Here is a 24785-nt window from a genome sequence, read left to right on the forward strand (position 1 = left end):
CTGCCGTCACGGCGTGACCGCGAACTCCCGCAGGATCGCCGACGCCAGCTCCTGATCGCCCTCGATCTTGATCCGGTCGGCCACCGCGCCCGCCCGCACCCGACCGCACGCCAGCCGGTAGTACGTCTCCCAGTCCGTCGCCAGCGTCACCAGCGGGCCGAGCGAGGGCGAGCCGTCGATCGAGCCGTGGCCCTCCGCGTTCACCCGGACCGTGCGCAGGAACTCCACCGGACCGTGCACGTCGATCACCACGGCGGAGTTCGCCGGGGCGCCGGCGTCCTTGGCGACGACCTTGGGCAGCGCCTCCAGCAGCACGTCCCGCGTCACCAGCGCACCGGCGGAGTCGATGTTCCCCGGGGCGTTCAGCGCGGTGCGCAGGTCCTGCTCGTGCACCCAGGTGTCGAAGGCGCGCATCCGCATCGCCAACTCCAGCGTCTGCTCGGCCCCGAGCGGCGCGCGCACCATGGTCTCCGGCGACCTGCTCTCGTTCCGCAGCTGCCGGGCGCGGCGGATCATGACGTATTCCAGCTCGGCCACCATCTCCGGGGAGGTGTGGTGCCGGCGCACGTCCACCTGCATCTCCATGTACCGCGCGAAGTCGCTCTTCACGTGGTACAGGTCGCGCGGCAGCGTGTGGATCGGACGCGGGTCGCCCAGCATCTCCGTCTCCATGCCGATCACGTGTGAGACGACGTCCCGCACCGACCAGGCGGGGCACGGCGTGGCGCGGTTCCACTCGCCTTCGACGAGGGGGGTAACCAGCTCCGCTATGGCTTCGACGGAGTGGGTCCAGGCATCGGCATAGGTCTGGAGACTGGGATGGACGGTCACGGAACCCCTCGACGAATCTTCGGGTGGCTGGGCGGCTGGGCGGTGGGCGGTGCGTGGGAGGCTCGGCAGGGTAAAAGTTACGCTGCCGGGCACCGGGACGGCAGAGCTTTCGTGTGACGATCGTAGGCCCGTACGCAAGGGGGGAGTACAGCTACGGCGTGGGTACGCCACGACGGCGGGCGCATCCGACCCTACGCCGGAGCCCCCGGCGTGCGCTCCGGCCCTGCTGCGAGCGCCCCGTCACGCCAGTTCCACCCCCACGAAGACCGCCGTCGTCGGCAGCAGCGCCACCGCCGCGAGGACCCACCAGTACGCCCGGGCGGCGCGCAGCGGCCCCCTCCGCAGCAGTGTCCCCACCAGGAACCACAGCCCCAGCAGACCGCCCGTCAGCGGGACCAGGACCACCAACCAGGGGAGCATGCCGTCGTTCTCGGTCGGCTCGCGCTCCGTCAGCCCCAGCTCAGCCAGCGGGAAGTTGATCGCGAAGAAGACCCACAGCCACAGCGGGACGACGGCGAGCAGGCCCAGCACCAGGTTGAGGAGGACGGGCACCACCCACGCGACGGCCGCGGCGGCGCCCCCGCTCGGCGGTGCGGCTCCGTCGCGGTCGGTTTCGGTGCTCATGTGAAGGATGGACGACTGCAGGCCAGCACCGGTTCGGCGGGGCCGGCCGTGATCCGGTGTTCACACCCGGGTGGCATGAACGATCCCGCCCCGCCGCCCGTCGCGCCCGTGTCCGCGCCCCCGAGCTGGTCGGCAAGGGCGGCTTGATCAACACCGGCGGTCAGCAACTGGCCCTCGTCGACCTGCCGGCAAGTGGGTCGTCCTGGACTTCTAGATTTCCTGAACTAATGTGTGCACTCTTCCGTAGCGTTAGGCACGTGCACCAACACACCACTGCCGACCTGTACTTACGTCTGTCCCTGGATCGTGAGGGCAAGACTGCGATCGACCGTCAGGAAGCCGACTGCCGTGCATGGGCGGAGCGCAACGGATTGACCGTCCGCAAGGTCCACATCGACCGTGGACGTTCCGGCTACAAGAACGTCAGCCGCAAGGGGTTCGATGCGGCGATCACAGCGGCCACGGCCGGCGTCGTGGGCGTTCTGATCGTCTGGAAGCTCGACCGCCTGTCCCGCAGAGGCATCGGTGAGGTCGGCAAGGCGCTGGACGACATAGGGCGGGTCGGCGGACGGCTGGTCTCTGTCATGGACGGCCTCGACACGAAGAACGATAGCGCTCGGGTCACCATCGCGATGCTGGCGGAACTGGCGCGCACTGAGTCCCGCAACCTTGGGATGCGCGTCGGCAACGCCAAGCGGCACCTACGCCAGCGGGGCCAGTGGATCGGCGGACAACCTCCTTACGGGCTGCTGGTGGACCCGGCGAAGAAGCTCGTCCACGACCCCGAGACCGCCGTCTACGCCCGCCTGATCGCCGACGAGGCGCTCTCAGGGAAGGCGCTCGTCCACATCGCGCGGCTGCTGAATGAGCACGGGGTGGAGTCAGCCCGCGGAGGCGAATGGAACTCGTCGAGTGTTATGCAGCTCCTTCGCTCACCAGCCTTCGCCGGTCTCATGCCGCAGACTGAGTACGAGGAGCAGGCGGACGGGACACGCAAGTACATGAACCGGGTCTCTCCCTACCGTGACCCGGAGACGCTCGAAGCCGTGAGCATCGGCGAGGGGATCATCACGGTCGGGGAGCGTGAGCTCATCCTCCGCCGGCTCGAAGCGCGCACGTTTCCTCTGGCGGGGAAGCGGCACGGTCACAAACAGGGGAAGTCTCTGCTCACCGGGCTGGCGCGTTGCGGGCTCTGCGGGGCCCGGATGAGCAAGGCCGGCACGTCGTACCAGTGCTCCAGCCACCGGATGGGGCGAGGATGCTCCGGCGTATCGGCTCGGGTGGAGAGCATCGACGACTATGTGACCCGGGTGGTCCTCTCGCGCCTGCCGTCCCTGGAGCCCAACGACCCGCTGCTCGTCGTGATAGCCGATCGCTGGGCACAGAGGGAGGACCCGGAGGTTTTCGCGAAGCGGGACGCTATCGAGGCGGAGATCGCGGATGAGAGGGCCCGTTTGGCGGACCTGGAGGAGGCCAGGTATGTCCGTGGAGAGTTCACCAGTGCAGACGCGATCGACCGGTACAACCGACTCGCCGGACGACTTCATGCCCGTATCGAGGGGCTGCGTGTGGGGCTACGGCGGATGCCACCCCCTTCCGTGGACATCTCTCCGCTCCTGGACGCAGGCCGCTTGCGTGATGCTTGGGAAGCTGATGATGCTGCCGGAAGGCGTGAACGCCTTGGCCTCGCAATCGATCGCGTGGAAGTCAAGCGAGGCAAGGTGGGCGTGCGGTTCAACGGTGACGAGCGCTGCCGGATCGTCTGGGCGACCAGAGACGAGGCAGGGGCGGAGCCAACGGGGGACGAAGCGACGGAATGACGGCCGAAGCCCATTACCTCTTTGAGAGGTGCTCTGAGTCTTCTGTAGATGGAGCAGAACAAAACGTCATTCCGTCACTGCGCACCTGGGCCATCGGAGGGGCGGCGCGACCTGGACGCGCCCGCGCTCTAACGCGTTCCGCGCGGGCTTAAGGAAGACGCGGTTGAAGCTCGGGCCGGGGTTGTGGACGGCCGCCCTGACTAACGCGTCGAACGACTCCCCGGAAACCTTCAGGCCCTGCCGGCAGGCATTGCGCACCGCCGTACGGACCCGCGACACCGAGACCTCCCGCTCGTCGGACTCCGTCTCGGCAGCGACATCGAGCGAGAGGGCGCGGACGACGTTCGCCAAGCACTCGGCGAACTCATCCATCCGCTGCTCCGTACGTCCCGGCAACGCCATGAATCCCGCTGCCGCCTCCGGCGTCCTGTCCCGTCCACAGTCGTCCGCTGCCCCCTGTGTCGTAGTCACTGCCGCACATGTGTGATCCGACGCTCATACCAAGGTGGCAAGCTTGAAGCATGAACGATGCTGCCCCGGTGCCCACCCCCGCACCCCGCCGCGCCCGCGTCCGCGCCCCCGAGCTCGTCGGCGAGGGCGGCTGGATCAACACCGGTGGGAAGGAGCTGAGGCTCGCTGACTTCCGAGGTCGCACATTGATCCTCGACTTCTGGACCTTCTGCTGCGTCAACTGCCTGCACGTGCTCGACGAGCTGCGGGAGTTGGAGGAGAAGCACCGGGACACCCTCGTCGTCATCGGCGTGCACTCGCCCAAGTTCGTGCACGAGGCGGACCACGCGGCCGTCGTGGACGCCGTCGAGCGGTACCAGGTGCACCACCCCGTGCTCGACGACCCCGAGCTCGCGACCTGGAAGCAGTACGCGGTGCGGGCCTGGCCCACGCTCGTCGTGATCGACCCGGAGGGGTACGTCGTCGCGCAGCACGCCGGTGAGGGGCACGTCCACGCCATCGCCCGCCTGGTGGCGGAGCTGGAGGCGGAGCACGCGGCCAAGGGCGCCCTGCGGCGCGGCGACGGGCCTTACGTGGCGCCCGAGCCGGTCGCCGGCGACCTGCGCTTCCCCGGCAAGGCGGTCGCCCTGCCGGACGGCCGCCTGCTCGTCTCCGACAGCACGCGCCACCAGCTCGTGGAGTTCGCGGCGGACGGCGAGAGCGTGCTGCGCCGGATCGGCGGGGCGGGCGAGTTCAACGAGCCGCAGGGGCTCGCGCTGCTGCCCGACGGACGCGTCGCCGTTGCCGACACGGTGAACCACCGCATCCGGGCGTACGACCCGGTCAGCGGCGCGATCGAGACCCTGGCCGGCACCGGCCGCCAGTGGTGGCAGGGCTCGCCCACCGAGGGCCGGGCGCGCGAGGTGGACCTGTCGTCGCCGTGGGACGTCGCCTGGTGGGACGGGAAGCTGTGGATCGCGATGGCCGGGGTGCACCAGCTCTGGACGTACGACCCGGCCGACGACACCGTGCGCAAGGCCGCGGGCACCACCAACGAAGGGCTCGTGGACGGGCCGGCCCACGAGGCGTGGTTCGCCCAGCCCTCCGGCCTCGCCGCCGCCGAGGACCGGCTGTGGATCGCGGACTCCGAGACGTCCGCGCTGCGCTGGATCGACCGCGACGGCGTCGTGCGCACCGCCGTCGGCACCGGCCTCTTCGACTTCGGCCACCGCGACGGGGCCGCCGGGCAGGCGCTGTTGCAGCACCCGCTGGGCGTGACGGTGCTCCCGGACGGCTCGGTCGCCGTCAGCGACACGTACAACCACGCCCTGCGCCGCTACGACCCGGCGACCGGCGAGGTGACCACGCTCGCCACGGACCTGCGGGAGCCGTCGGACGCGCTGGTGGTGGACGGGGACGTCGTGGTCGTCGAATCGGCGCGGCACCGGCTGACCCGGCTGCGCCTGCCGGAGGAGGCGGTGCGCGTCGAGGCGGTCGCGCACCGCACGCAGCGCGCGGCCACGGACGTCGCCGGCGGCGCGCTGCGGCTGGACGTCGTCTTCGAACCCCCGGCAGGCCAGAAGCTGGACGAGCGCTACGGCCCCTCCACCCGGCTGCTGGTCTCCGCGACGCCCCCGGAGCTGCTGCGCTCCGGCGCGGGCACGGATGCGGCGCTGTCGCGGGAGTTGGAGATCGACCCGGCGGTGGGCGAGGGCGTCCTGCACGTCTCGGCGATGGCGGCGTCCTGCGACGACGACCCGGAGAACCCGTATCCCGCGTGCCACGTCCACCAGCAGGACTGGGGGGTGCCGGTGCGGGTGACGCCGGACGGGGCGGAGCGGCTGCCGCTGGTGCTGGCGGGGCTGGCGTAACCCCGCAGGACGTGCGCGAGGGCCGTGGTGTGCAGCACACCACGGCCCTCGGCCGTCTCTCAGCGTCCGTCCCGGCGCGTCACTTCGCGATCGGGGAGACGGCGACGGTCACTTCGCGATCGGGGAGACCGCGACGCAGCCCCCGGCCGTGGCGATGCCCGAGCCGGACTTCTCCGCGATGACCTTGCCCTTGTGGGTGATCTTGCAGGTCATCTCGGCGTCGCCGCCGGCGTCCAGCGCGGACGGCAGCACCGACGCCGGCATGACGCCGCGCAGCTTCACCGTCTTGGTCCACGGCAGGGTGGGCTTCTCGACGGTCTCCATCTTCGGGTCCATGGCGGTGCCGCCGCCGGCCGTGTAGACGATGGAGTCCACGCTCTTGCCGGTGACCTCCAGGGTCACCTCGTACTCCTCGTTCACGACCTTGTCGACCTGGTCGACGGCCTTGTCCTTGACGGCCTCCTCGGCCTCGGAACAGGCCGTCAGACCGAAGACGAGGCCGGCGGTGACGGTCGCGGCCACGGCGGCCTTGCGGATGGAACGGTGCATGAGGAGCCCCCCGGTGGTGATCGATTGCATCGGCACATAACCGTAAAGACGAGGTAAAAGTCAAACGGTTACCGGGGCCCCGCAACCACTGCGCCCGACTACTCCGCGAGGAACGCCGTGAGGGCGTTGGCCAGCAGGTACGGGTCGTCCGCGCCGCACAGTTCGCGGGCGCTGTGCATCGACAGGATGGCCACGCCGATGTCGACGGTCTGGATGCCGTGCCGGGCCGCGGTGATCGGGCCGATGGTGGTGCCGCACGGCATCGCGTTGTTCGACACGAACGTCTGCCACGGCACCCCGGCGCGCTCGCACGCCGCCGCGAACACCGCCCGGCCGCTGCCGTCCGTGGCGTACCGCTGGTTCACGTTGACCTTGAGGATCGGTCCGCCGTTGGCGCGCGGGTGGTGCGTCGGGTCGTGCCGCTCGGGGTAGTTGGGGTGGACGGCGTGCCCGGTGTCCGATGACAGGCAGACCGTGCCGGCGAAGGCGCGCGCCCGGTCCTCGTACGTGCCGCCCCGGGCGAAAACGGAACGTTCCAGCACGGATCCGAGCAGCGGGCCTTCCGCGCCGGTGTCGGACTGGGAGCCGTTCTCCTCGTGGTCGAAGGCGGCGAGCACGGGGATGTACGACGGCTCGGCGGCGTCGCCCGCGACCGCGGTGAGCGCGGCGGTGCCGGCGTGCACCGAGAGGAGGTTGTCCATCCGCGGCCCGGCCAGCAGCTCCCGGTCCCGACCGAGGTACGACGGCGCCTCCACCGGGTGCACCATCAGGTCCCACCCGGTGACCTCGCCCGCCGACAGCCCGGCTTCCTCGGCGAGGAAGCGGATCAGGTCGCCCTCGCGGACGTCGTTCCCCAGGCCCCAGATCGGCTGCATGTGCCGCTGCTTGTCGAGCTTGAGCCCCTCGGTGTTCACCGAACGGTCCAGGTGCACCGCGAGCTGCGGCACCCGCAGCAGCGCCCGGTCGACGTTCACGAGCCGGGTGGAGCCGTCCCGCAGGCTCAGCCGCCCGGCGAGCCCGAGGTCCCGGTCCAGCCAGGTGTTCAGCAGCGTCCCGCCGTAGATCTCCACGGCGACCTGCCGCCACCCCGCGCTCCCGGTGTCCGGCAGCGGCTTCACGCGCAGGTTCGGCGAGTCGGTGTGCGCACCGACGATCCGGAACGGGGTGTGCGCCGCGGCGCCCTCCGGCACGTACCAAGCGATGACCGCCCCGCCGCGGACGACGTACCGCCCGCCGGCGGTCCCGTCCCACGCGTCCGTCTCCTGCACCTGCCGGAACCCGGCCTTCTCCAACCGCGCCCCCACGTTCGCCACGGCGTGGTACGGCGACGGCGACGCGGCCAGGAAGGACATCAGTTCATCGGTGTGGCCGCGGTCGAACGGGCCGGGCGCTTCGCTGCTCATGGACCCACTGTAACGAGCAAGTGTTCTCTTCCCGGCGGAGCCGGGGAGCGGGGCTACAGCCGGTCGAGCTCGGTGAGGTCGATGTCGATCTCGAAGGGCTCGGCGAGCTTCAGGCGGTCGCGGAAGACGCCGGTGGAGACGTAGGCGCCGCTGTCCGCGTCCCGAGTGAAGGTGTGCACCACGGGCTGCTCGCTCCGCGGTTCCATCTCCACGAGCCAGAAGTGCGGGATGCCGGCCGCGGCGTACTTGCGGGGCTTGGTGTCGCGGTCGCGGCTCTCGGAGTCGGGGGAGACGACCTCGACGGCGAGGACGACGTCGGCGGCCTCGTAGCGGGTCTGGTCCTGATCGCCGTCGCTCTCCGCCGTCACCACGACGAGGTCCGGCTCCGGGACGTTCTTGCGGCCGAGCACCACGGCCATCTCCCGGCGCACCCGCAAGTGCTGGGGTACGCGCTGCCGCAGCCCCACTTCGAAGAGGAACATCGCCAGCGAGTGGAACTTGCGCTGCGGACTCACGAAGACCAGGCTCCCGTCGATCATTTCGGTGTGCGGCGGGAGGTCGAGCGCGAAGTAGTCGTCCATGGTGTAGCCGTCCTGAGGCGGCATAGGCCACGCGGAGCCGTCCGGCTGTCGGTGCTTCGAGTAGTCCGTCGCCTTGGCGGTCATGGTTCCTCCCATGAACGGGATTCTGGGGCCCTGAACCAGCCTACCCAGCTGATACGACGAGAGCCTCACTCGCATGAGTGGATCTCACGTTCGATGTTGACGCGTGTCGGCGAATCCGCTGGTCCATGCCTTGGAGCTCAGCTCTTCGGTCCGGTGTAGCTCAGGGCGTCGTCCTGGAGGCGGGCCGTCGGGGTGGTGCCCTTCTGGGTCTGGCGGGAGCGGTCGGAGAAGAGGGTGGTGAGGGCGGCGAGCTCGGTGTCCGTGTAGGTCTTGGCGGCGGTGCCGAGGCCGAAGGTCCGGATCGTCAGGACGGTCGTGCCGACCGCGTTCACGGACAGCACGCTCGGGGAGCGGAGCTTGCCGGTGCCGCGGACGGCGTCGGTCTTCTCGCCCTCGCGCGGGGGCAGCGCGATCTTCTGCTGGCCGTCGGGCAGCAGTTCCGCCTGCGTTTGGTCCGTCAGCAGGGCCGGGTGCGCCGCCGTCGCCGCCTGGGCCGTCTCGTAGGTGTGGACGGTGAACTCGACGGTGCCCGCGTCGGGGTGGTTGAACTGCGCCGTGCTCGTGTGCAGCGCGCCCTTGCACCAGCCGGTCGCCTTGCCGCGGCAGCTCGGCTCGGTCCTGCTCCGGGGCTCTTGTTGCAGGTCGTACGGGGACGGGGCGGCGCTGATCCGCCAGCCCGGCAGGTCGCCGTCGCCCGGGAGCACGGAGACGACGCGGGCGGCGTCGATCCGGGCCGCGACGAGTGGGCCGGGATCGGTGGTGCCCGACGGTCCGGACTCCGGCTTGCTGCCCTCGCTCTTGCCGCTGCTCTTGCTCTTGCCGTCGTCGGAGTCGGACGACGAGCAGCCGGTCAGCAGCAGCGCCGCCGCGAGCGCCGCGGCCGTCGTGACGGTTCTGACGGTCGTGAAACGCGCATTCCCCGTGAACTTCATGTTCCCCCCATGTCGTTGGGCGCGATCATACGTACGGCCCGTCCCCCCGAGGAATCCCCGGAAGGACGGGCCGACGTACGCATTCGGCTACGACACCGCCACGGGCGGGCAACCGACCTGGTCGAAGCCGTCGGTCGGCGTCGCCCGAGGGGTCAGAACGCGGCCTCGTCCAGGTCCATCAGCGAGCCGTCCACCGACTCCGCGAGCGCCCGCTCGACCGAGACGCCCGGCAGCACGTTCGCCGCGAAGAACTTCGCCGCGGCGATCTTGCCCTGGTAGAACGGCACGTCCTTCGCCGACGCCGTCTGGAGCTTCTCCTGCGCCACGGCCGCGCCCCGCAGCAGCAGGTAGCCGACGACCACGTCACCGGAGGCGTACAGCAGCCGGGTGGTGTTGAGGCCGACCTTGTAGATGTTCTTCACGTCCTCGCCGGTGGCGATGAGGTCGTTCGTCATCGTGCCGACGATCGCCTCCAGGTCCACCGCCGCCTTCGCGAGCGCGTCGCGCGCCCCGGCCAGCTCCTCGCCGCCGCTGCCGAGCGCGAGGAACTTCTTGATCTCCTCCGCCAGGGTGTTCAGCGCGCCGCCCTGGTCGCGGACGATCTTCCGGAAGAAGTAGTCCTGGCCCTGGATCGCGGTGGTGCCCTCGTAGAGGGTGTCGATCTTGGCGTCCCGGATGTACTGCTCCAGCGGGTACTCCTGGAGGTAGCCGGAGCCGCCGAAGATCTGGAGCGCCTGGGCGAGCTGCTCGTACGACTTCTCCGAGCCGTAGCCCTTCACGATCGGCAGCAGCAGGTCGTTCAGCGCGACCAGGCCGGACGCGTCCTCGCCGGCCGCCTCCTTGACCGCGATGTCGTCCTGCACGGACGCCGTGTAGAGGACGAGCGCGCGCATGCCCTCGGCGTACGCCTTCTGCGTCATCAGCGAGCGGCGCACGTCGGGGTGGTGGGTGATGGTGACCTTGGGCGCGGACTTGTCCGTGAAGTTCACCAGGTCCTGGCCCTGGACGCGCTCCTTGGCGTACTCCAGCGCGTTCAGGTAACCGGAGGAGAGGGTGGCGATCGCCTTCGTGCCGACCATCATCCGGGCGAACTCGATGATCATGAACATCTGGCGGATGCCGTCGTGCTTGTCGCCGATCAGCCAGCCCTTGGCCGGGTGGCGGTCGCCGAAGGTCATCTCGCAGGTGTTGGACGCCTTGAGGCCCATCTTGTGCTCGACGTTGGTCGCGTACGCGCCGTTGCGCTCGCCCAGCTCGCCGGTCTCCCAGTCGAACTCGTACTTCGGCACGAGGAAGAGGGACAGGCCCTTGGTGCCGGGGCCGGCGCCCTCGGGGCGGGCCAGCACGTAGTGGAGGATGTTCTCCGCCATGTCGTGCTCGCCGGAGGTGATGAAGCGCTTCACGCCCTCGATGTGCCAGGAGCCGTCCTCCTGCTGCACGGCCTTCGCGCGGCCGGCGCCCACGTCCGAGCCGGCGTCCGGCTCGGTGAGGACCATGGTGGAGCCCCACTCCTTCTCCACCGCGATCGCGGCGACCTTCTTCTGCGCCTCGTTCCCCTCGGCGTAGAGGATGCCGGCGAAGGCGGGGCCGGACGAGTACATCCAGATGGCCGGGTTGGCGCCGAGCAGCAGCTCCGCGTACGACCAGATCAGGGAGCGGGGCGCGGTGGTGCCGCCGATCTCCTCCGGCAGGCCGAGCCGCCAGTACTCCGAGTCCATGAAGGCGCGGTAGCTCTTCTTGAAGGTCTCGGGGACCGGGGCGGTGTTCGTCTCGGGGTCGAAGACCGGGGGATTGCGGTCCGCGTCGGCGAACGACTCCGCGAGGTCGTGCTCCGCGAGGCGGGCGATCTCCTCAAGGATGCTCTTGGCGGTGTCCGGGTCCATCTCGGCGAACGGACCCGTGCCGTACAGCTTGTCGCGGCCGAGGACCTCGAAGAGGTTGAACTCGATGTCGCGGAGATTCGACTTGTAGTGGCCCATGGCGACGGCTCCGTTGTAGATCGACTCGATCGACTACCAGTACTGGTGAGTAGTTACGATGATGCTACCCACCGGTAATAAAGCGCAACCCCGTTTGGGTCATCTGTGACTCGTTACTCTTGCGGGCATGTACGGCTATGACCAGAGTCAGGGCGCTCAGCAGCAGTACGCGTCCCAACAGCCCTACGGCGGACAACAGCACGGGCAACAGCAGCACGCACAGCAGCAGCCGGGGCAGCCGCTGTACCCGGAGCCGTCGCCGCCGTCCCTCGCCGACGCCGTACGGGCCTTCACCACGGGCTCCCTCTCCGCCGAGGACTTCCAGCAGATCTTCGCGACCTCCAAGGTCTACTGTCCGCGCGGCGACAACCCCGGCTTCCTGGCGCTGCACAACACCCAGCAGCCGGTGATCCCGATGTTCACCTCGCTGAAGGAACTGCGCCGGTACGCGGGCAAGGAGTCGAAGTACTTCGTGATCACCGGCGCTGAGGTGATCGACCTGCTGCCGACGGGGTACGGCTTCGTCCTCGACATGGAGGGCGACCACCGGATGGTCTTCGACGCGAAGGCGGTCGAGCAGATGGTCGACTTCGCGATGCGCCGCATGTACGGCTGAGGCGTGCGCGGCCGGAGCGCGTACGCCTGAGGCGCGTGCGGCTCCTGAGGTGCGTACGCCTGAGGCGCGCGGCTCGCAGCGCGTCCGTCCTTTTTCGGGGCCCGGGAATGACTCCCGGGCCTCCTTCGTTGCCAGTGGCAGAAAGTTCAGTCTTCAACTAAACTGGCTGTCACCAGTCGCACAAGGAGGTAGCCCCCATGCCCGCAGTGACTGTCGAGAACCCGTTGACCCTGCCGCGCGTCGCCGCGCCCGCCGAGGCCGTGGCCCGTCCCGTGCTCGCCGTGACCACTGCGCCCGGCGGCTTCGAGGGAGAGGGCTTCCCGGTGCGGCGCGCGTTCGCCGGCATCAACTACCGGTACCTCGACCCGTTCATCATGATGGACCAGATGGGCGAGGTGGAGTACGCGCCCGGCGAGCCCAAGGGCACGCCCTGGCATCCGCACCGCGGCTTCGAGACCGTGACGTACCTGATCGACGGAACGTTCGTCCACCAGGACAGCAACGGTGGCGGCGGCACCATCCAGAACGGCGACACCCAGTGGATGACCGCCGGCTCCGGACTGCTGCACATCGAGGCCCCGCCGGAGGACCTCGTCGTGTCCGGCGGCCTCTTCCACGGCCTCCAGCTCTGGGTGAACCTGCCCGCGGCGGACAAGATGATGGCCCCGCGCTACCAGGACATCCGCGGCGGCCAGGTCCAGCTGCTGACCTCCCCGGACGGCGGTGCGCTGCTGCGCGTCATCGCCGGCGAGCTGGACGGCCACGAGGGGCCGGGCATCACGCACACCCCGATCGTCATGGTCCACGCGACGCTGCGGCCCGGCGCCCAGATCACGCTGCCGTGGCGGGAGGAGTTCAACGGCCTGGCGTACGTGCTGGCCGGGCGCGGCTCGGTGGGCGCGGACCGGCGACCGATCCACGTCGGCCAGACCGCGGTCTTCGGTGACGGCGGTTCGCTGACGGTCCGCGCGGACGAGTCCCAGGACTCGCACACCCCCGACCTGGAGGTCGTGCTGCTGGGCGGCCGGCCGATCCGGGAGCCGATGGCGCACTACGGCCCGTTCGTGATGAACACGCAGGAGGAGCTGCGGCAGGCGTTCGACGACTTCCAGAAGGGCCGCCTGGGCACGATCCCGGCGGTCCACGGAATGTGACCGTCGCCTAAGGCTCCGTTCACGCGACCCGCGGTTCCGCCGTGCGGCGGGCTTGCGGGGTGAAGCCTGCGGGTCGCGTGCGGCGGGCCGTGCCGTCGCCGTTGCTCTGGCAGCCGGTTTTGCGTCTGCGGGTGGTCTGTGGCCGGTCACGCAGTTCCGCCCCCTATGACCAGAGGGCATGGGGGACCCCCAGCGCCCCTGTTTCGCTACCCCCGTCACTTGTCTGCAAGCCGGGGCAGGGGGTTTCAGGGGCGCGGGGAACTGCGCGACCAGCCACAGGCGGCGTGCAGACGCAAACTGACTGTCAGAGCAACGGCGCTCCGCGTCGACGCCGCGACCCGCAGGCTCTGCCGCACAGCCCGCCGCACGGCGAAACGTCACCCGGACGGACCTTCCGGGGGGCCGTCACCCCGGTGGGGTGGTCGGGTGGCAGGGTGCACACCCTGCTTCCCGAACCGGTGCGGCGGCTCGCCGCGTGGTGCGTCGTCCTGTTGCTGATCGCGGGCGTCGGCGGGGTCGCGATCTGGCTGATCATCACGTTCCGCACCGCCGTCACGCCCTTCCTGCTCGCCATCCTCGGCACCGCACTGCTCGGCCCGCTGTACCGGCGGCTCGTCGCCATGAAGGTGCACCCCTCGCTCGCTGCCGGGCTGACCTGTGCCGCGGTGGTCGCCGTCGTCGGCGGTGCGCTGTACGTGATCGTCGCCGCGCTCGTCGACAACGGCACCCAGATCCTCGACTCCCTGCGCAACGCCGCACAGGGCATCACCGACCACTTCGGCGCCGCCGGCACCTCCATCAACGACGTGGCGCGCAACGCCAAGGACCTGCTCGCGAAGTTCGGCGGCACCGCGGCGTCCGGGGTGATCAGCGGGTTGAGCGTGGTGGGGCAGGCCATCGCCACCGCCGTGCTCGCACTGCTGTTGATCTTCTTCTTCCTCCGCGACTCCCACAAGGCCGCGGGGCTCGCCCGCTCCGTCGTGCCCGGCAAGGGCGGCGAGATGGTGGAGGCGATGGGCCGCCGCGCCTTCGAAGCCGTCGAGGGCTTCATGCGCGGCACCACGTTCATCGCGCTGATCGACGCCGTGTGCATCACCGTCGGCCTGCTGATCCTGCGGGTGCCCGGCGCCGTCGGGCTGGGCGCGCTGGTCTTCGTCGGCGCGTACATCCCCTACCTCGGCGCCTTCCTGTCGGGCGCGGTGGCCGTCCTCGTCGCACTCGCCGACCGGGGGTGGGTGATCGCGCTGTGGGCGCTGGGCGTGGTGCTCGCCGTGCAGGTGCTGGAGGGGCACGTGCTCCAGCCGATGATCCAGAGCCGTACGGTCCAGATGCACCCCGCAGTGGTGATGCTGGCGATCACGGCGGGCGCGGGGGTGGCCGGCATCCTCGGGATGCTGTTGGCGGTGCCGGTGACGGCCGCGGCGTTCGGCATCATCGGCGAGCTGCGGGCCCGCTACGGCCGGGCGGACGAGCCCGCACCGACCGACCCCGCAACGCCTTAGCCGTCGAAGCGGCGGCGGGCCTCGTCGATGTCGCCGAGGTACTGGTGCGTCCAGGCGCACATGCCGTCGACCGTGGCGTGCAGCGCCCGGCCCGGCTCGGTGAGGGCGTACTCCACCCGCGGCGGGACGGTGGGGTGCACTGTCCGGTCCACCAGGCCGTACCGCTCCAGCATCCGCAGGTTCTGGGTGAGCATCTTGTGGCTGATGCCCTCGACCTCGTCCCGTAGTTCGCTGAAGCGCCGGGTGCCGTCGTTGAGGGCTTCGATGATCAGGAACGCCCACTTGTTGGCGATGTCGGCGAAGATCTCCCGCGCTAGCGAGTCCGCGCGCCGCAGGTCCGCGTCTTCGGGCGAGCCCGTGTACTGCTTGGTCACCATCAGGTTCCTCAGTTGCCGAAAAGTGCGTTCTTCCGCTGGTGCCTCCACTCTCCTACGGTTTCTGAGTAACCACAAGAGACCATGGTGAGGGAGCAGAACCATGACGACCACGGACATCTACAGCCACGGCGTGCCGGCGGAGGACGACTTCGGATACGTGCAGGCGATCAGGTCCGGCGAGCTGATCCACGTCTCCGGCCAGCTCGCGCTCGACGAGGCGGGCGCGTTCCGCCACCCGGACGACTTCGGGGCCCAACTGGAGCTGACGTACGCCAACTTCGACCGGATCCTGGACCACTACGGAGCCACCCGCAACCAGATCGTCTCGCAGGTCCTGTACGTGGTGGGCCTCCAGCGGTACGCGCAGGCGATGGCGGAGGGGAACCGGGCGTACTTCGGCGACCACCGCCCGGTCAGTACGGCCGTCGGCATCACGGAGCTCACGTTCCCGGGCCAGGTCGTCGAGATCAGCGCGATCGTGGACACGACGCTCCCCCGCTAGGCAGCCTGCGGCTCGCGGTGCGGGGGGTGCGGTGCGGGTTGCTGGGCGCTTGGACGTGCCCGCCGTTTCCCCGACGGGTGCGCCGCAGAGGCCGACGCACCCGCCGGAGCAACGGCGGGCACGTCCAAGCAGCCCGCACCGCAACGCACCCCGCACCGCAACGCAGCCCGCACCGCGCAAGCGCATCCGCACCGCGCGAGCGAAGAGGCCCCGCACCGGGCCGGGCGCCGGTGGCGCGGGGCGGTGCGGGGCCTCTCGGGGCGAAGACCGGGAGGTTACTCCGAGGGCTTCGCGACCGGCTTGCGGAGCTGGAGGTTCAGCTCCCGCAGTCGCGTCTCGTCCAGCTCCGTCGGCGCGCCCATCATCAGGTCCTGCGCGTTGCCGTTCAGCGGGAAGGCGATCGTCTCGCGGATGTTCGGCTCGTCCGCGAGCAGCATCACGATACGGTCGATGCCGGGCGCGATGCCGCCGTGCGGCGGGGCGCCGAAGCGGAACGCGCGCAGCATGCCGCCGAACGCCTCCTCGGTGGTCTCCCGCGCGTAACCCGCGATCTCGAACGCCTTCAGCATGATCTCGGGCTCGTGGTTCCGGATCGCGCCGGAGGACAGCTCGATGCCGTTGCAGACGATGTCGTACTGCCACGCCAGGATGTCGAGCGGGTCCTTCTCCTCCAGGTCCTTCATGCCGCCCTGGGGCATCGAGAAGGGGTTGTGCGAGAAGTCGATCTTGCCGGTCTCCTCGTCCTTCTCGTACATCGGGAAGTCGACGATCCAGCAGAAGCGGAAGACGCCCTCTTCGAAGTGGCCGGCGCGCTTCGCCGCCTCGACGCGGACCGCGCCCATGATCTTGGAGACCTCGTCGAACTCGCCCGCGCCGAAGAACACGGCGTGGCCGGCGGCGAGGCCGAGGCGCTCGGTGAGGACCTTGACGTTCTCCTCGGTGAGGAACTTGGCGATCGGGCCGGTCAGCGACCCGTCCTCGGCGACCCGCACCCACGCCAGGCCCTTGGCGCCCTGCTCGACGGCGTAGTCCCCGAGCTGGTCGAAGAACTTCCGCGGCTGGCCGGCGACGTCCGGCACCGGCAGCGCGCGCACGTGCTTGCCCGCGAACGCCTTGAACTCCGAGCCCTCGAAGACGTCGGTGATGTCCACCAGTTCGAGCTGGGCGCGCAGGTCCGGCTTGTCGGAGCCGTACTTCAGCATCGACTCGCGGAACGGGATCCGCGGGAAGGGGGACGTGACGTGCCGACCGCCGCCGAACTCCTCGAAGAGCTCCGTCATCAGCTTCTCGACCGGCCGGAAGACGTCCTCCTGCTCGACGAAGCTCATCTCCAGGTCGAGCTGGTAGAACTCGCCGGGGGAGCGGTCGGCGCGGGCGTCCTCGTCGCGGAAGCAGGGCGCGATCTGGAAGTAGCGGTCGAAGCCGGAGACCATCAGCAGCTGCTTGAACTGCTGCGGGGCCTGCGGCAGCGCGTAGAACTTGCCCGGGTTCAGCCGGGAGGGGACGACGAAGTCGCGCGCGCCCTCGGGGGAGGTCGCGGCGAGGATCGGGGTCGCCATCTCGTTGAAGCCCAGCGCGGTCATCTTGTGCCGGATCGCGGAGATCACCGCGGACCGCAGCATGATGTTGCGGTGCATGCGCTCGCGGCGCAGGTCCAGGAAGCGGTACTCCAGGCGGCGCTCCTCGTTCACGCCGTCGTCGGCGTTGATCGTGAAGGGGAGCTGCTGGGCGGCGCCGAGCACCTCGACCTCGGCGACCTCGACCTCGACCTCGCCGGTGGGCAGCTCCGGGTTCACGTTGTCCGCGCCCCGGCTGACGACCTTGCCGTCGACGCGGACGACGGTCTCCTTGGTGAGGTGGCTCAGCGCCTCGTTCGCGGCGGTGCCGGGACGGGCCACGAGCTGCGTGATGCCGTGGTGGTCGCGCAGATCGATGAAGAGGATGCCGCCCAGGTCTCGGCGATTGTGCAGCCAGCCGCTCAGCCGGACGTCCGTGGAGACGTCAGAGGCGCGGAGCTCGCCGCAGGTGTGGGACCTGTACCGATGCATCGTCGTTCATCCAGTCTTGGGGGTCGGGGGCTGCTGTCGGGGGTCGGGTGCGCCCCGGTCAGCGGGTGCCCCGGGCAGTACGGGGCCCTAAAAGGTTACCGCCCGCCCCTCCCGTACCTCATTGCCTTATACATGCCACGGCGCCGGGGCGGTGCGGGCCGGCGTTGCCGGGGTGGTGCGAGCCGGCGTTGCCGGGGCGCCGCAGCCCCGGTGGGAAACCGCCCCCGTCGGTCATCACCCACCTGATCGGAATAAAGTGAGGCAATGCGCACCGAGGACGTCCTGGCCGCCGTCGCGACCGGCCTGTGGCGGTGGGACAACGCAGCCGGGACGGTCACCCTCGACGCCGAGGCGGCCCGGCTGCTGGAACTGCCCGCCGCGCCTCGGGCGTACCCGAAGCCCGGGACCTCGGACGCGCAGAGCACCGCCCCGGCCCCGGAAACCGCTGCCGCGGACCCGGTGAGCGCCGCCCCGGCCCCGGAAACCGCTGCCGCGGACCCGCTGAGCGCCGCCCCGGGACCGCAGCCCGCTGCCGCGGACCCGCGGCAGGCCACCGTCTCCTACCCGGAGACCACCGTCCGCGCCCGGATCCACCCCGTCGACTGGAACGAGATCAACGGCGTGGTGAACCTCGCCGTCGCCGAGGGCACGGTCGCCGAGGGCCGGCTGCGGGTGGTCGACGACGACGGCCGGGTCCTGCGCACCGTGCGCAGCCGCTCCAAGCCGGTCTCCCGGAACGGTTCGTACGAGCTGATCGGCCTGCTCCAGGAGGTCGCCGAGCCCGCGGAGGGCGCCGCGGCCAAGACGCCCGTCACCGGCGACTGGCGGCGCTCGCGGGAGGCGTTCCTACTGGACGCCGGGCGGGCGCTGGCCGAGGCGCGGTCCACCGCGGAGGTGCTGCGGGTCGCCGCGTCCCTGTCCATGCCCGGCTTCTCCCCGGACGGGCTCGCGGTCTTCGGCGCCGCCGGCGACCGGCTGCGGATCATCGGCCACCACGGGCACCAGAGCGCCGGCGGCGACCCCTTCAGCGACATGCGGCTGGACACCGACCACCCGGCGGCCGAGGTGGTCCGCTCCGGCCGCGCCGTCTACCTGCCGAGCCCCGACGAGTACGCCCGCCGCTACCCCACGAGCTGGCCGCTGGCGCAGCCGCTGGGCCGGCAGTCCTGGGCGTACCTGCCGCTGATCGTCGCCGGGCGGACGATGGGCGCGTGGCTGGCGGCCTTCCGCCACCAGGTCGTCTTCACCCCCGACGAGCGGTCCGTGCTGACCACCGTCGCCCGGATGCTGGCGCAGGCGCTGGCGCGCGCCGGCGTCGCCGAGACCGAGCGCGAGCTGTCGCTGGGCCTCCAGCGGTCGATGATGCCGGTGATCGGGCCGGCGATCCCCGGCATGGCGGTCGCCGGGCGCTACGTCCCCACCGGCGGCGGGCTCCAGGTCGGCGGCGACTGGTACGACATGATCCCGTTGCCGTCCGGCCGGATCGCGCTGGTCATCGGGGACGTCCAGGGCCACGACGTCCGGGCGGCCGGGCTGATGGGCCAGCTCCGGATCGCGCTGCGGGCGTACGCCTCCGAGGGGCACCGGCCGGACGCGGTGCTCTCCCGCGCCTCCCGCTTCCTGCACGGCGTCACCGACGCGTACGACTCCCCGGAGGTCTCCGACCTCTCCGACCTCTCGGGCTTCTCCGGCCTCTCCGGTCCGCGCTTCGCGACCTGTCTTTACCTGGAGGTCGACCCGGCGACCGGGCACATCGAGATCGCCCGGGCCGGGCACCCGGAGCCGGCGGTGCGGATGGCGGACGGCACGGTCATCGTCTGGCCCACGGAGGGCGGGCTGCCGCTCGGCATCGACCCGGACTCCGACTACCCGACGACCCGGCTGCGGCTCCAGCCCGGCGAGACGATGATGATCTGCACCGACGGGCTGTTGGAGACCGGCGGCCACGACCTGGACACCGGCTGGGTGCGGCTGCGGGAGGTCATGGAGCGCCACCCGGACACCGCGTCCCTGGAGGAGCTGGCCGACTCCCTCGTCCAGGCCGTCCACGGCCCCGTCTCGCACCACACCACGGGCCCGCTGGCCGACCGGCGCGAGGACGACGTGGCCCTGGTGCTGCTCTCCCGCGAGGGCGGCCCGGTGGCCGTCGCGCCGCGGCGCACCGCGATGACGATCGCCCAGGCGGAGCCGGAACGGATCGCGGCGGCGCGCCAGACCGTGCGGGAGCTGCTGCACGACTGGGCGGACCCGGAGCAGGTCGACTCGGCGGTGCTGATGGTCTCCGAGATGGTCACCAACGTCCTGGTGCACACGGACGGCAACGCGCTGTTGGTCGCCCGGGTGACGCACCCCGACGGCACGGGGGAACGCGTCCTGCGGGTCGAGGTCGCCGACGGCAGCGACGAACTCCCCCACAAGCGACGCCCGGGCGAACTGGCGTCGTCCGGGCGCGGGCTGGTGCTGATGGAGATGCTGGCGGACGCGTGGGGGGTCGATCCGCGGGGCGAGGGCAAGTCGATCTGGTTCGAGCTGCACGAGTCGAAGCCGGAGCCGGAGCCGAAGCCGGCGTAGGGGGCAGGGCGTTGGGGCCGTGGATCCTACGGCTTCGCGATGCTGATCCTGCTGGTGCTGCGCCCGCGACCGGGCGGGGGCGGGTTGAGACGTCCTCCGCCACGTGGCGGAGAGCGCGGGGCGGGCGTCACCGCGGCGGCGTAGGCGCATCGGGCCTCCGGGCCGACGGCAGCGGGCCGACGGCCCGGCAGGGTGGTGCCCATGGACGAACGGACCGGCACTGACTCCCGCAACGACGCTGTCAACACGACCCCACCGGCGCCCCGTTGGGCGGTTCGGGCGGCGCACCTGACCGCGCTGGTGGTGCTGCCGACGGGGCTGTGGCGGCTCGCCATGGTGCTCGGCCACCCGTCCGGCTACACCGACGAGGGCTTCGTCCCCTTCGAGACGTTCGGCTCGAAGGTGTGGATGCTGACGCTGAGCGTGGGCTGTGAACTCCTGGCGCTCCTGACGATCGGCCTGGTGCGGCCGTGGGGCGAGGTCGTCCCGCGCTGGATCCCCCTGATCGGCGGCAAGCCGGTCCCACTCCTCGCCGCGGTGATCCCCGCGGCCCTGGGCGCGCTGGTCCTGACCGGCGTGTGGGCCGTCATGCCCCTGTGGTGGAGCGTCCCGCACGCCGACATGACGGCCACCGGCAACCTCGTGGTCGGCATCCTCTACCAACCACTGGTGCTGTGGGGCCCCTTGGTGGGGGCGGTCACCTTCTCGTACTACCGCCGCCGCCGAGCGGGGGCGTGCTCTGTCACCCGCTGGCGATAGGGTCGCGACGCTGCGAACAAGTGTTCCCGAGGCATGTGTGCGAAGTGCGCGGGGAACGAAGGGAGTTCGCCGGCCCGCCACGTTCTCCAGTTGCGACGGGCGCGTCAGCACGACGGCTGCAACGGCACGACTGTCGCGGCGGCACGACGCGGAGGACACCGGCACCCCGACCCGGAACGAATGGAGACCGCACGATGCTCAGAACCCCGCCCCGCCGGCGTGGTACGGGAACGTCCTCCCCGCTCAAGGGCGCCGCCGCCCGGCGGACCCTCGGTGCCGTCGTGGCGCTGGCCGCGTCCATGGCCACCATGGTGACCGCGGCACCGCCGGCGGCGGCAACGTACGGCTCGGACCGTTGCCCCGCGGGTAGCTTGTGCCTGTTTGAGCGCTGGGCGTTCAAGGGCGAGATGAAGATCATCTCGACGAGCCACGCCGGCATGGGGCGCTTCGACAACAAGACGTCGTTGTTGGAGAACAACGGCCCGCTGTGGGGCTTCGCCTACTTGGAGCCCGGCTACAAGGGCGACGCCTTGCTCATCACGCCGATGAACGGGCCCATCGACGTCGGCGGTTTGTTCGGCGGTCGATTCGACAACTCCATCAGCTCGATCAAACTCGCCACCACCCGCTACGAGCTGGAGAACGACGTCCCCTGGATGGACTGGTACCGCGGGCCGGAGAGCAAGCGGCCGACGGGCCTCCCCCGGGCGAACCAGTTCGGCGACATGAACCACGACGGCCACCCCGACCTCCTGGAGCGCGCGGACGACGGCCGGTTGTGGTTCCTCTCAGGCACCGGTGCCATGGGCAAGCTCGTCGGGACCGGTTGGAACGACATGACGCAGCTTCTCCGGCACGGCGACTACACCGGGGACGGCAAGGAAGACCTGCTCGCCCGGGACAAGACCGGGGTGCTGTGGACCTTCCCGGGCCGCGGCGACGGCGGCCTCGGCAAGAAGATCAGGGTCGGCGGCGGCTGGAACGGCATGCGCGACCTCGCGGCGGCCGGCGACCTGACCGGCGACGGCCGGGCCGACCTGCTCGCCGTCGACACCGCGGGCACCCTGTGGACGTACCCCGGCAACGGGCAGGGCATCTTCGGCGTGCGCCAGAAGGTCGGCGGCGGCTGGAAGGCCATGAACGAGCTGGCCGCACCGGGCGACATGAACGGCGACGGCAAGGCCGACCTGCTGGCCCGAGACGGATCGCGCGCCCTGTGGCTCTACCCGGGCAACGGCAAGGGCACCTTCGGGGTGCGCAAGCAACTGCCCCTGTCCTGGCGCAACGACGGCCCGCTGGTCACCACCGGCGACGTGAACGGCGACGGGCTGCCCGACCTCATGCGGCCCGTCGGCAGGAACGTGTACGTCCACTTCGGGGACGGGAAGGGGTCCGTCAGCCGTGCCCAGCCCATCATGAACTGGGACGACGAGCCCAACGTCCGCATCTTCTGACGGACTGGGGAAGAACCACCGCACCGCTTCGACGAACGGCGTCGGCGCCGCGCCCCGCGCCGACGAACGAGGGGCGGGCCCGGAGGAAACCCGGGCCCGCCCCTGCGCATGACGGCGTGCGTCGTACGGCGACGGCTACTGCTTCGCCGGCTCCTCAAGGCGCGGGAAGAGCACCGCGCCCTTCGTCACCGTCGAGCCCACCGGCAGCAGGCCCCACTCGCCCGCCGCCGCGACCCGCTGGTCCGCCAGCGCGCCGAGGCCCGCCTCGGCGCCCAGGGAGTCCCACAGCGCCTGCGAGGTGCGCGGCATGACCGGGTTCAGCAGGACGGCGACCGCGCGCAGCGACTCCGCCGCGGTGTACAGGATCGTCGCCAGCCGCGCCCGGCCCTCGTCGGAGGTGTCCTTCGCGACCTTCCACGGCTCCTGCTCGGTGAGGTAGCCGTTCACCTGCTTGACGAAGTCGAAGACCGCCAGGATGCCGCCCTGGAAGTCCAGCTCGTCGCCGATCTTCCGGTCGGCCTCGGCGACGGCCTTCGCCAGGCCGTCCCGCACCGCCTGCTCGGCCTCGCCCGCCGCCGTCGCCGCGGGCAGCTCGCCGCCGAAGTACTTGCCGACCATCGCGGCGACGCGCGACGCGAGGTTGCCGTAGTCGTTCGCCAGCTCGCTGGTGTAGCGGGCGGTGAAGTCCTCCCAGGAGAACGAGCCGTCCTGGCCGAAGGCGATCGCGCGCAGGAAGTACCAGCGGTAGGCGTCCACGCCGAAGTGCGAGGTCAGGTCCTGCGGCTTGATGCCGGTCAGGTTGGACTTCGACATCTTCTCGCCGCCGACCATCAGCCAGCCGTTGGCCGCGACCCGGCCGGGCACCGGCAGGCCGTTCGCCATCAGCATCGCCGGCCAGATGATCGCGTGGAAGCGCAGGATGTCCTTGCCCACCAGGTGCACGTTGGCCGGGAACGTCTCCGCGAACTTCGCGGGGTTCTCGTTGTAGCCCACGGCGGTGGCGTAGTTCAGCAGCGCGTCGATCCACACGTAGATCACGTGCTTCTCGTCCCACGGGATCTTGATGCCCCAGTCGAACGTCGAGCGCGAGATCGACAGGTCCTGGAGGCCCTGCTTGACGAAGTTCACGACCTCGTTGCGCGCGGACTCCGGCTGGATGAAGCCCGGGTTCGCCTCGTAGAACTCCAGCAGCTTCGGGCCGTACTCGCTGAGCTTGAAGAAGTAGTTCTCCTCCTTCAGCAGCTCCACGGGCTTCTTGTGGATGGGGCAGAGCTTCTGCCCCGCGTACTCGCCCTCGCCGTCGATCAGGTCGCCGGGGAGCTTGTACTCCTCGCAGCCCACGCAGTACGGGCCCTCGTACCCGCCCTGGTAGATCTCGCCCTTGTCGTACAGGTCCTGCACGAACTCCTGCACGCGGTCCGTGTGCCGCTTCTCCGTCGTCCGGATGAAGTCGTCGTTCGCGATGTCCAGGTGCTCCCAGAGGGGCTTCCACGCCTCCTCGACGAGCTTGTCGCACCACTCCTGCGGGGTGACCCCGTTCGCTTCGGCAGTGCGCATGATCTTCTGACCGTGCTCGTCCGTGCCGGTGAGGTACCACACCTTCTCACCGCGCTGGCGATGCCAGCGGGTGAGCACGTCCCCTGCAACGGTCGTGTAGGCGTGGCCCAGGTGAGGAGCGTCGTTGACGTAGTAGATGGGGGTCGAGACGTAGTACGCCTTCGCCCCCTGCTTCTCGGATCCAGTGGCCGCCATGCCCGAAATCCTATCGGCCCGGGCGCACCGCCCCGTCCGGATTAACCGGTGGCACCCGCATGCTCACCGAGGGCGGCGGCGGGCGAGTGGGGTCGAGGGCGACGGCGACGGACCGAGGGCGGCGGTGGCGATGGACGAGGGCGGCGACGGACCGAGGGCGGCGGAGGCCGCGAAACATCGGCGAAACACCCCGGGGCGTAGAAAGCACGCATCCTGGGGGGAGACATGCCGCAAACATGCCGTAAAAGGGAACGGATGGGGACAGCACCATGCGGGTACTGGTCGCGGAGGACGAACAGGTACTGGCCGAACTCGTCGCCACGGGACTTCGCCGGGCCGGATTCGCCGTCGACACCGTCTACAGCGGGGACGCCGCCCTCGCCTACCTAGGGCTCCACGACTACGACGTCGTCGTCCTCGACCGCGACCTGCCGCGGGTCCACGGCGACCAGGTCGCCCGGCACCTCGTCGCCACCTCGTCGCGCACCCGGATCCTGATGCTGACCGCGTCCGCGTCCATGGAGGACCGGGTCGAAGGGCTCGACCTGGGCGCGGACGACTACCTGGGCAAGCCGTTCGAGTTCCCCGAGCTGGTGTCGCGGGTGCGGGCGCTGCGCCGGCGCAGCGCCCGCTTCGTACCGCCCGTGCTGGAGCGGCACGGCATAAGCCTGGACACCGTCCGCAGGACCGCGGAGCGCGACGGGCGGGAGCTGGACCTGTCGCCGAAGGAGTTCTCCGTGCTCCAGATCCTGCTGGAGGCCGAGGGCGGGCTGGTCTCCGCGGAAGAGCTGCTGGAACGGGCCTGGGACGCGCACGCCGACCCCTTCACCGGCGCCGTCCGGGTCTGCATGAGCAAGCTGCGGTCGAAGCTCGGCGAGCCGGCGCTGATCCGTACGGTGCAGGGCTCGGGGTACGCGCTGTGAGGC

General features: G+C 70.6%; 21 protein-coding genes. 10 read left to right on the top strand and 11 right to left on the bottom strand.

Annotation, left to right across the window (positions count from 1 at the left end; genetic code table 11):
* Positions 1-6 precede the first annotated feature (6 nt).
* Both ACH4E8_RS15950 and ACH4E8_RS15955 read right to left on the bottom strand, forming a co-directional pair.
* Positions 7-831, bottom strand: a complete 825-nt coding sequence (locus tag ACH4E8_RS15950) for a maleylpyruvate isomerase family mycothiol-dependent enzyme (protein ID WP_398448461.1) — start codon at positions 829-831, stop codon at positions 7-9.
* 240 nt (positions 832-1071) lie between these two features.
* The gene (locus ACH4E8_RS15955; RefSeq protein WP_398448463.1) at positions 1072-1455 is read right to left on the bottom strand and encodes a hypothetical protein; all 384 of its coding nucleotides are present in this window, start codon (positions 1453-1455) and stop codon (positions 1072-1074) included.
* Positions 1456-1712: 257 nt separating this feature from the next.
* Between ACH4E8_RS15955 and ACH4E8_RS15960 the strand changes: the two genes are divergently transcribed.
* Positions 1713-3275: a recombinase family protein gene (locus tag ACH4E8_RS15960; protein WP_398448465.1), complete on the top strand. Its 1563-nt coding sequence runs from the start codon at positions 1713-1715 to the stop codon at positions 3273-3275.
* A 66-nt stretch (positions 3276-3341) separates the two neighbouring features.
* Here ACH4E8_RS15960 and ACH4E8_RS15965 read toward each other — a convergent pair whose 3' ends face one another.
* Complete coding sequence (locus tag ACH4E8_RS15965) at positions 3342-3647, bottom strand: hypothetical protein (RefSeq protein ID WP_398448467.1); 306 nt, start codon at positions 3645-3647, stop codon at positions 3342-3344.
* Positions 3648-3796: 149 nt separating this feature from the next.
* Here ACH4E8_RS15965 and ACH4E8_RS15970 point away from each other — a divergent pair, with 149 nt between their 5' ends.
* Positions 3797-5596, top strand: a complete 1800-nt coding sequence (locus ACH4E8_RS15970) for a thioredoxin-like domain-containing protein (protein ID WP_398448469.1) — start codon at positions 3797-3799, stop codon at positions 5594-5596.
* A gap of 108 nt (positions 5597-5704) precedes the next feature.
* On the opposite strand, the gene ACH4E8_RS15975 is transcribed toward ACH4E8_RS15970, so the two are convergent.
* The 5 genes from ACH4E8_RS15975 to ACH4E8_RS15995 form a co-directional block, all read right to left on the bottom strand.
* On the bottom strand, positions 5705-6145 hold the full coding sequence (locus ACH4E8_RS15975; RefSeq protein ID WP_398448471.1) for an MmpS family transport accessory protein: 441 nt from the start codon (positions 6143-6145) through the stop codon (positions 5705-5707).
* Positions 6146-6243: 98 nt separating this feature from the next.
* Entirely contained in the window at positions 6244-7548 is a 1305-nt protein-coding gene (locus tag ACH4E8_RS15980; RefSeq protein WP_398448473.1) for a M18 family aminopeptidase, read from the bottom strand.
* A gap of 53 nt (positions 7549-7601) precedes the next feature.
* On the bottom strand, positions 7602-8225 hold the full coding sequence (locus ACH4E8_RS15985; protein ID WP_398448475.1) for a Uma2 family endonuclease: 624 nt from the start codon (positions 8223-8225) through the stop codon (positions 7602-7604).
* A gap of 125 nt (positions 8226-8350) precedes the next feature.
* Positions 8351-9145 (bottom strand): hypothetical protein, encoded by a 795-nt coding sequence (locus ACH4E8_RS15990; RefSeq protein ID WP_398448477.1) that lies wholly within the window; start codon positions 9143-9145, stop codon positions 8351-8353.
* Between the two features lie 152 nt (positions 9146-9297).
* On the bottom strand, positions 9298-11124 hold the full coding sequence (locus tag ACH4E8_RS15995) for an acyl-CoA dehydrogenase (RefSeq protein WP_398448479.1): 1827 nt from the start codon (positions 11122-11124) through the stop codon (positions 9298-9300).
* A 127-nt stretch (positions 11125-11251) separates the two neighbouring features.
* On the opposite strand from ACH4E8_RS15995, the gene ACH4E8_RS16000 reads away from it, so the two are divergent.
* From ACH4E8_RS16000 to ACH4E8_RS16010, 3 genes are all read left to right on the top strand, one after another.
* Positions 11252-11740: an SseB family protein gene (locus tag ACH4E8_RS16000; RefSeq protein WP_398448481.1), complete on the top strand. Its 489-nt coding sequence runs from the start codon at positions 11252-11254 to the stop codon at positions 11738-11740.
* A 197-nt stretch (positions 11741-11937) separates the two neighbouring features.
* A complete protein-coding gene (locus ACH4E8_RS16005) occupies positions 11938-12894 on the top strand; it encodes a pirin family protein (RefSeq protein WP_398448482.1) in 957 nt (318 codons plus the stop codon).
* Between the two features lie 434 nt (positions 12895-13328).
* Complete coding sequence (locus ACH4E8_RS16010) at positions 13329-14396, top strand: AI-2E family transporter (RefSeq protein ID WP_398448484.1); 1068 nt, start codon at positions 13329-13331, stop codon at positions 14394-14396.
* On the opposite strand, the gene ACH4E8_RS16015 is transcribed toward ACH4E8_RS16010, so the two are convergent.
* Positions 14393-14773 carry a winged helix-turn-helix transcriptional regulator gene (locus tag ACH4E8_RS16015; protein WP_398448486.1) on the bottom strand — a complete coding sequence of 127 codons (381 nt, stop codon included), beginning with the start codon at positions 14771-14773 and terminating at the stop codon, positions 14393-14395. The genes ACH4E8_RS16010 and ACH4E8_RS16015 overlap by 4 nt on opposite strands.
* 100 nt (positions 14774-14873) lie before the next feature.
* Here ACH4E8_RS16015 and ACH4E8_RS16020 point away from each other — a divergent pair, with 100 nt between their 5' ends.
* The gene (locus ACH4E8_RS16020; RefSeq protein WP_398448488.1) at positions 14874-15275 is read left to right on the top strand and encodes a RidA family protein; all 402 of its coding nucleotides are present in this window, start codon (positions 14874-14876) and stop codon (positions 15273-15275) included.
* 275 nt (positions 15276-15550) lie between these two features.
* On the opposite strand, the gene aspS is transcribed toward ACH4E8_RS16020, so the two are convergent.
* Complete coding sequence (aspS, locus tag ACH4E8_RS16025; RefSeq protein ID WP_398448490.1) at positions 15551-17323, bottom strand: aspartate--tRNA ligase; 1773 nt, start codon at positions 17321-17323, stop codon at positions 15551-15553.
* A gap of 264 nt (positions 17324-17587) precedes the next feature.
* Here aspS and ACH4E8_RS16030 point away from each other — a divergent pair, with 264 nt between their 5' ends.
* The 3 genes from ACH4E8_RS16030 (at position 17588) to ACH4E8_RS16040 (ending at position 22107) form a co-directional block, all read left to right on the top strand.
* Entirely contained in the window at positions 17588-19894 is a 2307-nt protein-coding gene (locus tag ACH4E8_RS16030) for a SpoIIE family protein phosphatase (protein ID WP_398448492.1), read from the top strand.
* A 201-nt stretch (positions 19895-20095) separates the two neighbouring features.
* Positions 20096-20653, top strand: coding sequence for a hypothetical protein (locus ACH4E8_RS16035; protein WP_398448494.1), 558 nt, complete (start codon positions 20096-20098; stop codon positions 20651-20653).
* 194 nt (positions 20654-20847) lie between these two features.
* Positions 20848-22107, top strand: a complete 1260-nt coding sequence (locus ACH4E8_RS16040; RefSeq protein WP_398448495.1) for an FG-GAP-like repeat-containing protein — start codon at positions 20848-20850, stop codon at positions 22105-22107.
* A 135-nt stretch (positions 22108-22242) separates the two neighbouring features.
* Here ACH4E8_RS16040 and metG read toward each other — a convergent pair whose 3' ends face one another.
* Positions 22243-23859 (bottom strand): methionine--tRNA ligase, encoded by a 1617-nt coding sequence (gene metG / locus ACH4E8_RS16045; RefSeq protein WP_398448497.1) that lies wholly within the window; start codon positions 23857-23859, stop codon positions 22243-22245.
* Positions 23860-24128: 269 nt separating this feature from the next.
* On the opposite strand from metG, the gene ACH4E8_RS16050 reads away from it, so the two are divergent.
* Positions 24129-24782, top strand: a complete 654-nt coding sequence (locus ACH4E8_RS16050) for a response regulator transcription factor (protein WP_398448500.1) — start codon at positions 24129-24131, stop codon at positions 24780-24782.
* Positions 24783-24785 lie beyond the last annotated feature (3 nt).

This window comes from Streptomyces sp. NPDC017979 (assembly GCF_044328175.1).
Taxonomy (GTDB): Bacteria; Actinomycetota; Actinomycetes; order Streptomycetales; family Streptomycetaceae; genus Streptomyces.

Bases quoted from the DNA above. Each gene is read 5' to 3' on its own strand.
- ACH4E8_RS15970 (WP_398448469.1), top strand. From the start codon at position 3,797: ATGAACGATGCTGCCCCGGTGCCCACCCCCGCACCCCGCCGCGCCCGC.
- ACH4E8_RS16040 (WP_398448495.1), top strand. From the start codon at position 20,848: ATGCTCAGAACCCCGCCCCGCCGGCGTGGTACGGGAACGTCCTCCCCG.
- ACH4E8_RS16015 (WP_398448486.1), bottom strand. From the start codon at position 14,773: ATGGTGACCAAGCAGTACACGGGCTCGCCCGAAGACGCGGACCTGCGG.
- ACH4E8_RS16000 (WP_398448481.1), top strand. From the start codon at position 11,252: ATGTACGGCTATGACCAGAGTCAGGGCGCTCAGCAGCAGTACGCGTCC.
- ACH4E8_RS15965 (WP_398448467.1), bottom strand. From the start codon at position 3,647: ATGGATGAGTTCGCCGAGTGCTTGGCGAACGTCGTCCGCGCCCTCTCG.
- ACH4E8_RS15985 (WP_398448475.1), bottom strand. From the start codon at position 8,225: ATGGGAGGAACCATGACCGCCAAGGCGACGGACTACTCGAAGCACCGA.
- ACH4E8_RS15975 (WP_398448471.1), bottom strand. From the start codon at position 6,145: ATGCACCGTTCCATCCGCAAGGCCGCCGTGGCCGCGACCGTCACCGCC.
- ACH4E8_RS15990 (WP_398448477.1), bottom strand. From the start codon at position 9,145: ATGAAGTTCACGGGGAATGCGCGTTTCACGACCGTCAGAACCGTCACG.
- ACH4E8_RS16005 (WP_398448482.1), top strand. From the start codon at position 11,938: ATGCCCGCAGTGACTGTCGAGAACCCGTTGACCCTGCCGCGCGTCGCC.
- ACH4E8_RS16050 (WP_398448500.1), top strand. From the start codon at position 24,129: ATGCGGGTACTGGTCGCGGAGGACGAACAGGTACTGGCCGAACTCGTC.
- ACH4E8_RS15980 (WP_398448473.1), bottom strand. From the start codon at position 7,548: ATGAGCAGCGAAGCGCCCGGCCCGTTCGACCGCGGCCACACCGATGAA.
- ACH4E8_RS15955 (WP_398448463.1), bottom strand. From the start codon at position 1,455: ATGAGCACCGAAACCGACCGCGACGGAGCCGCACCGCCGAGCGGGGGC.
- ACH4E8_RS16020 (WP_398448488.1), top strand. From the start codon at position 14,874: ATGACGACCACGGACATCTACAGCCACGGCGTGCCGGCGGAGGACGAC.
- aspS (WP_398448490.1), bottom strand. From the start codon at position 17,323: ATGCATCGGTACAGGTCCCACACCTGCGGCGAGCTCCGCGCCTCTGAC.
- ACH4E8_RS16035 (WP_398448494.1), top strand. From the start codon at position 20,096: ATGGACGAACGGACCGGCACTGACTCCCGCAACGACGCTGTCAACACG.
- metG (WP_398448497.1), bottom strand. From the start codon at position 23,859: ATGGCGGCCACTGGATCCGAGAAGCAGGGGGCGAAGGCGTACTACGTC.
- ACH4E8_RS15995 (WP_398448479.1), bottom strand. From the start codon at position 11,124: ATGGGCCACTACAAGTCGAATCTCCGCGACATCGAGTTCAACCTCTTC.
- ACH4E8_RS16030 (WP_398448492.1), top strand. From the start codon at position 17,588: ATGCGCACCGAGGACGTCCTGGCCGCCGTCGCGACCGGCCTGTGGCGG.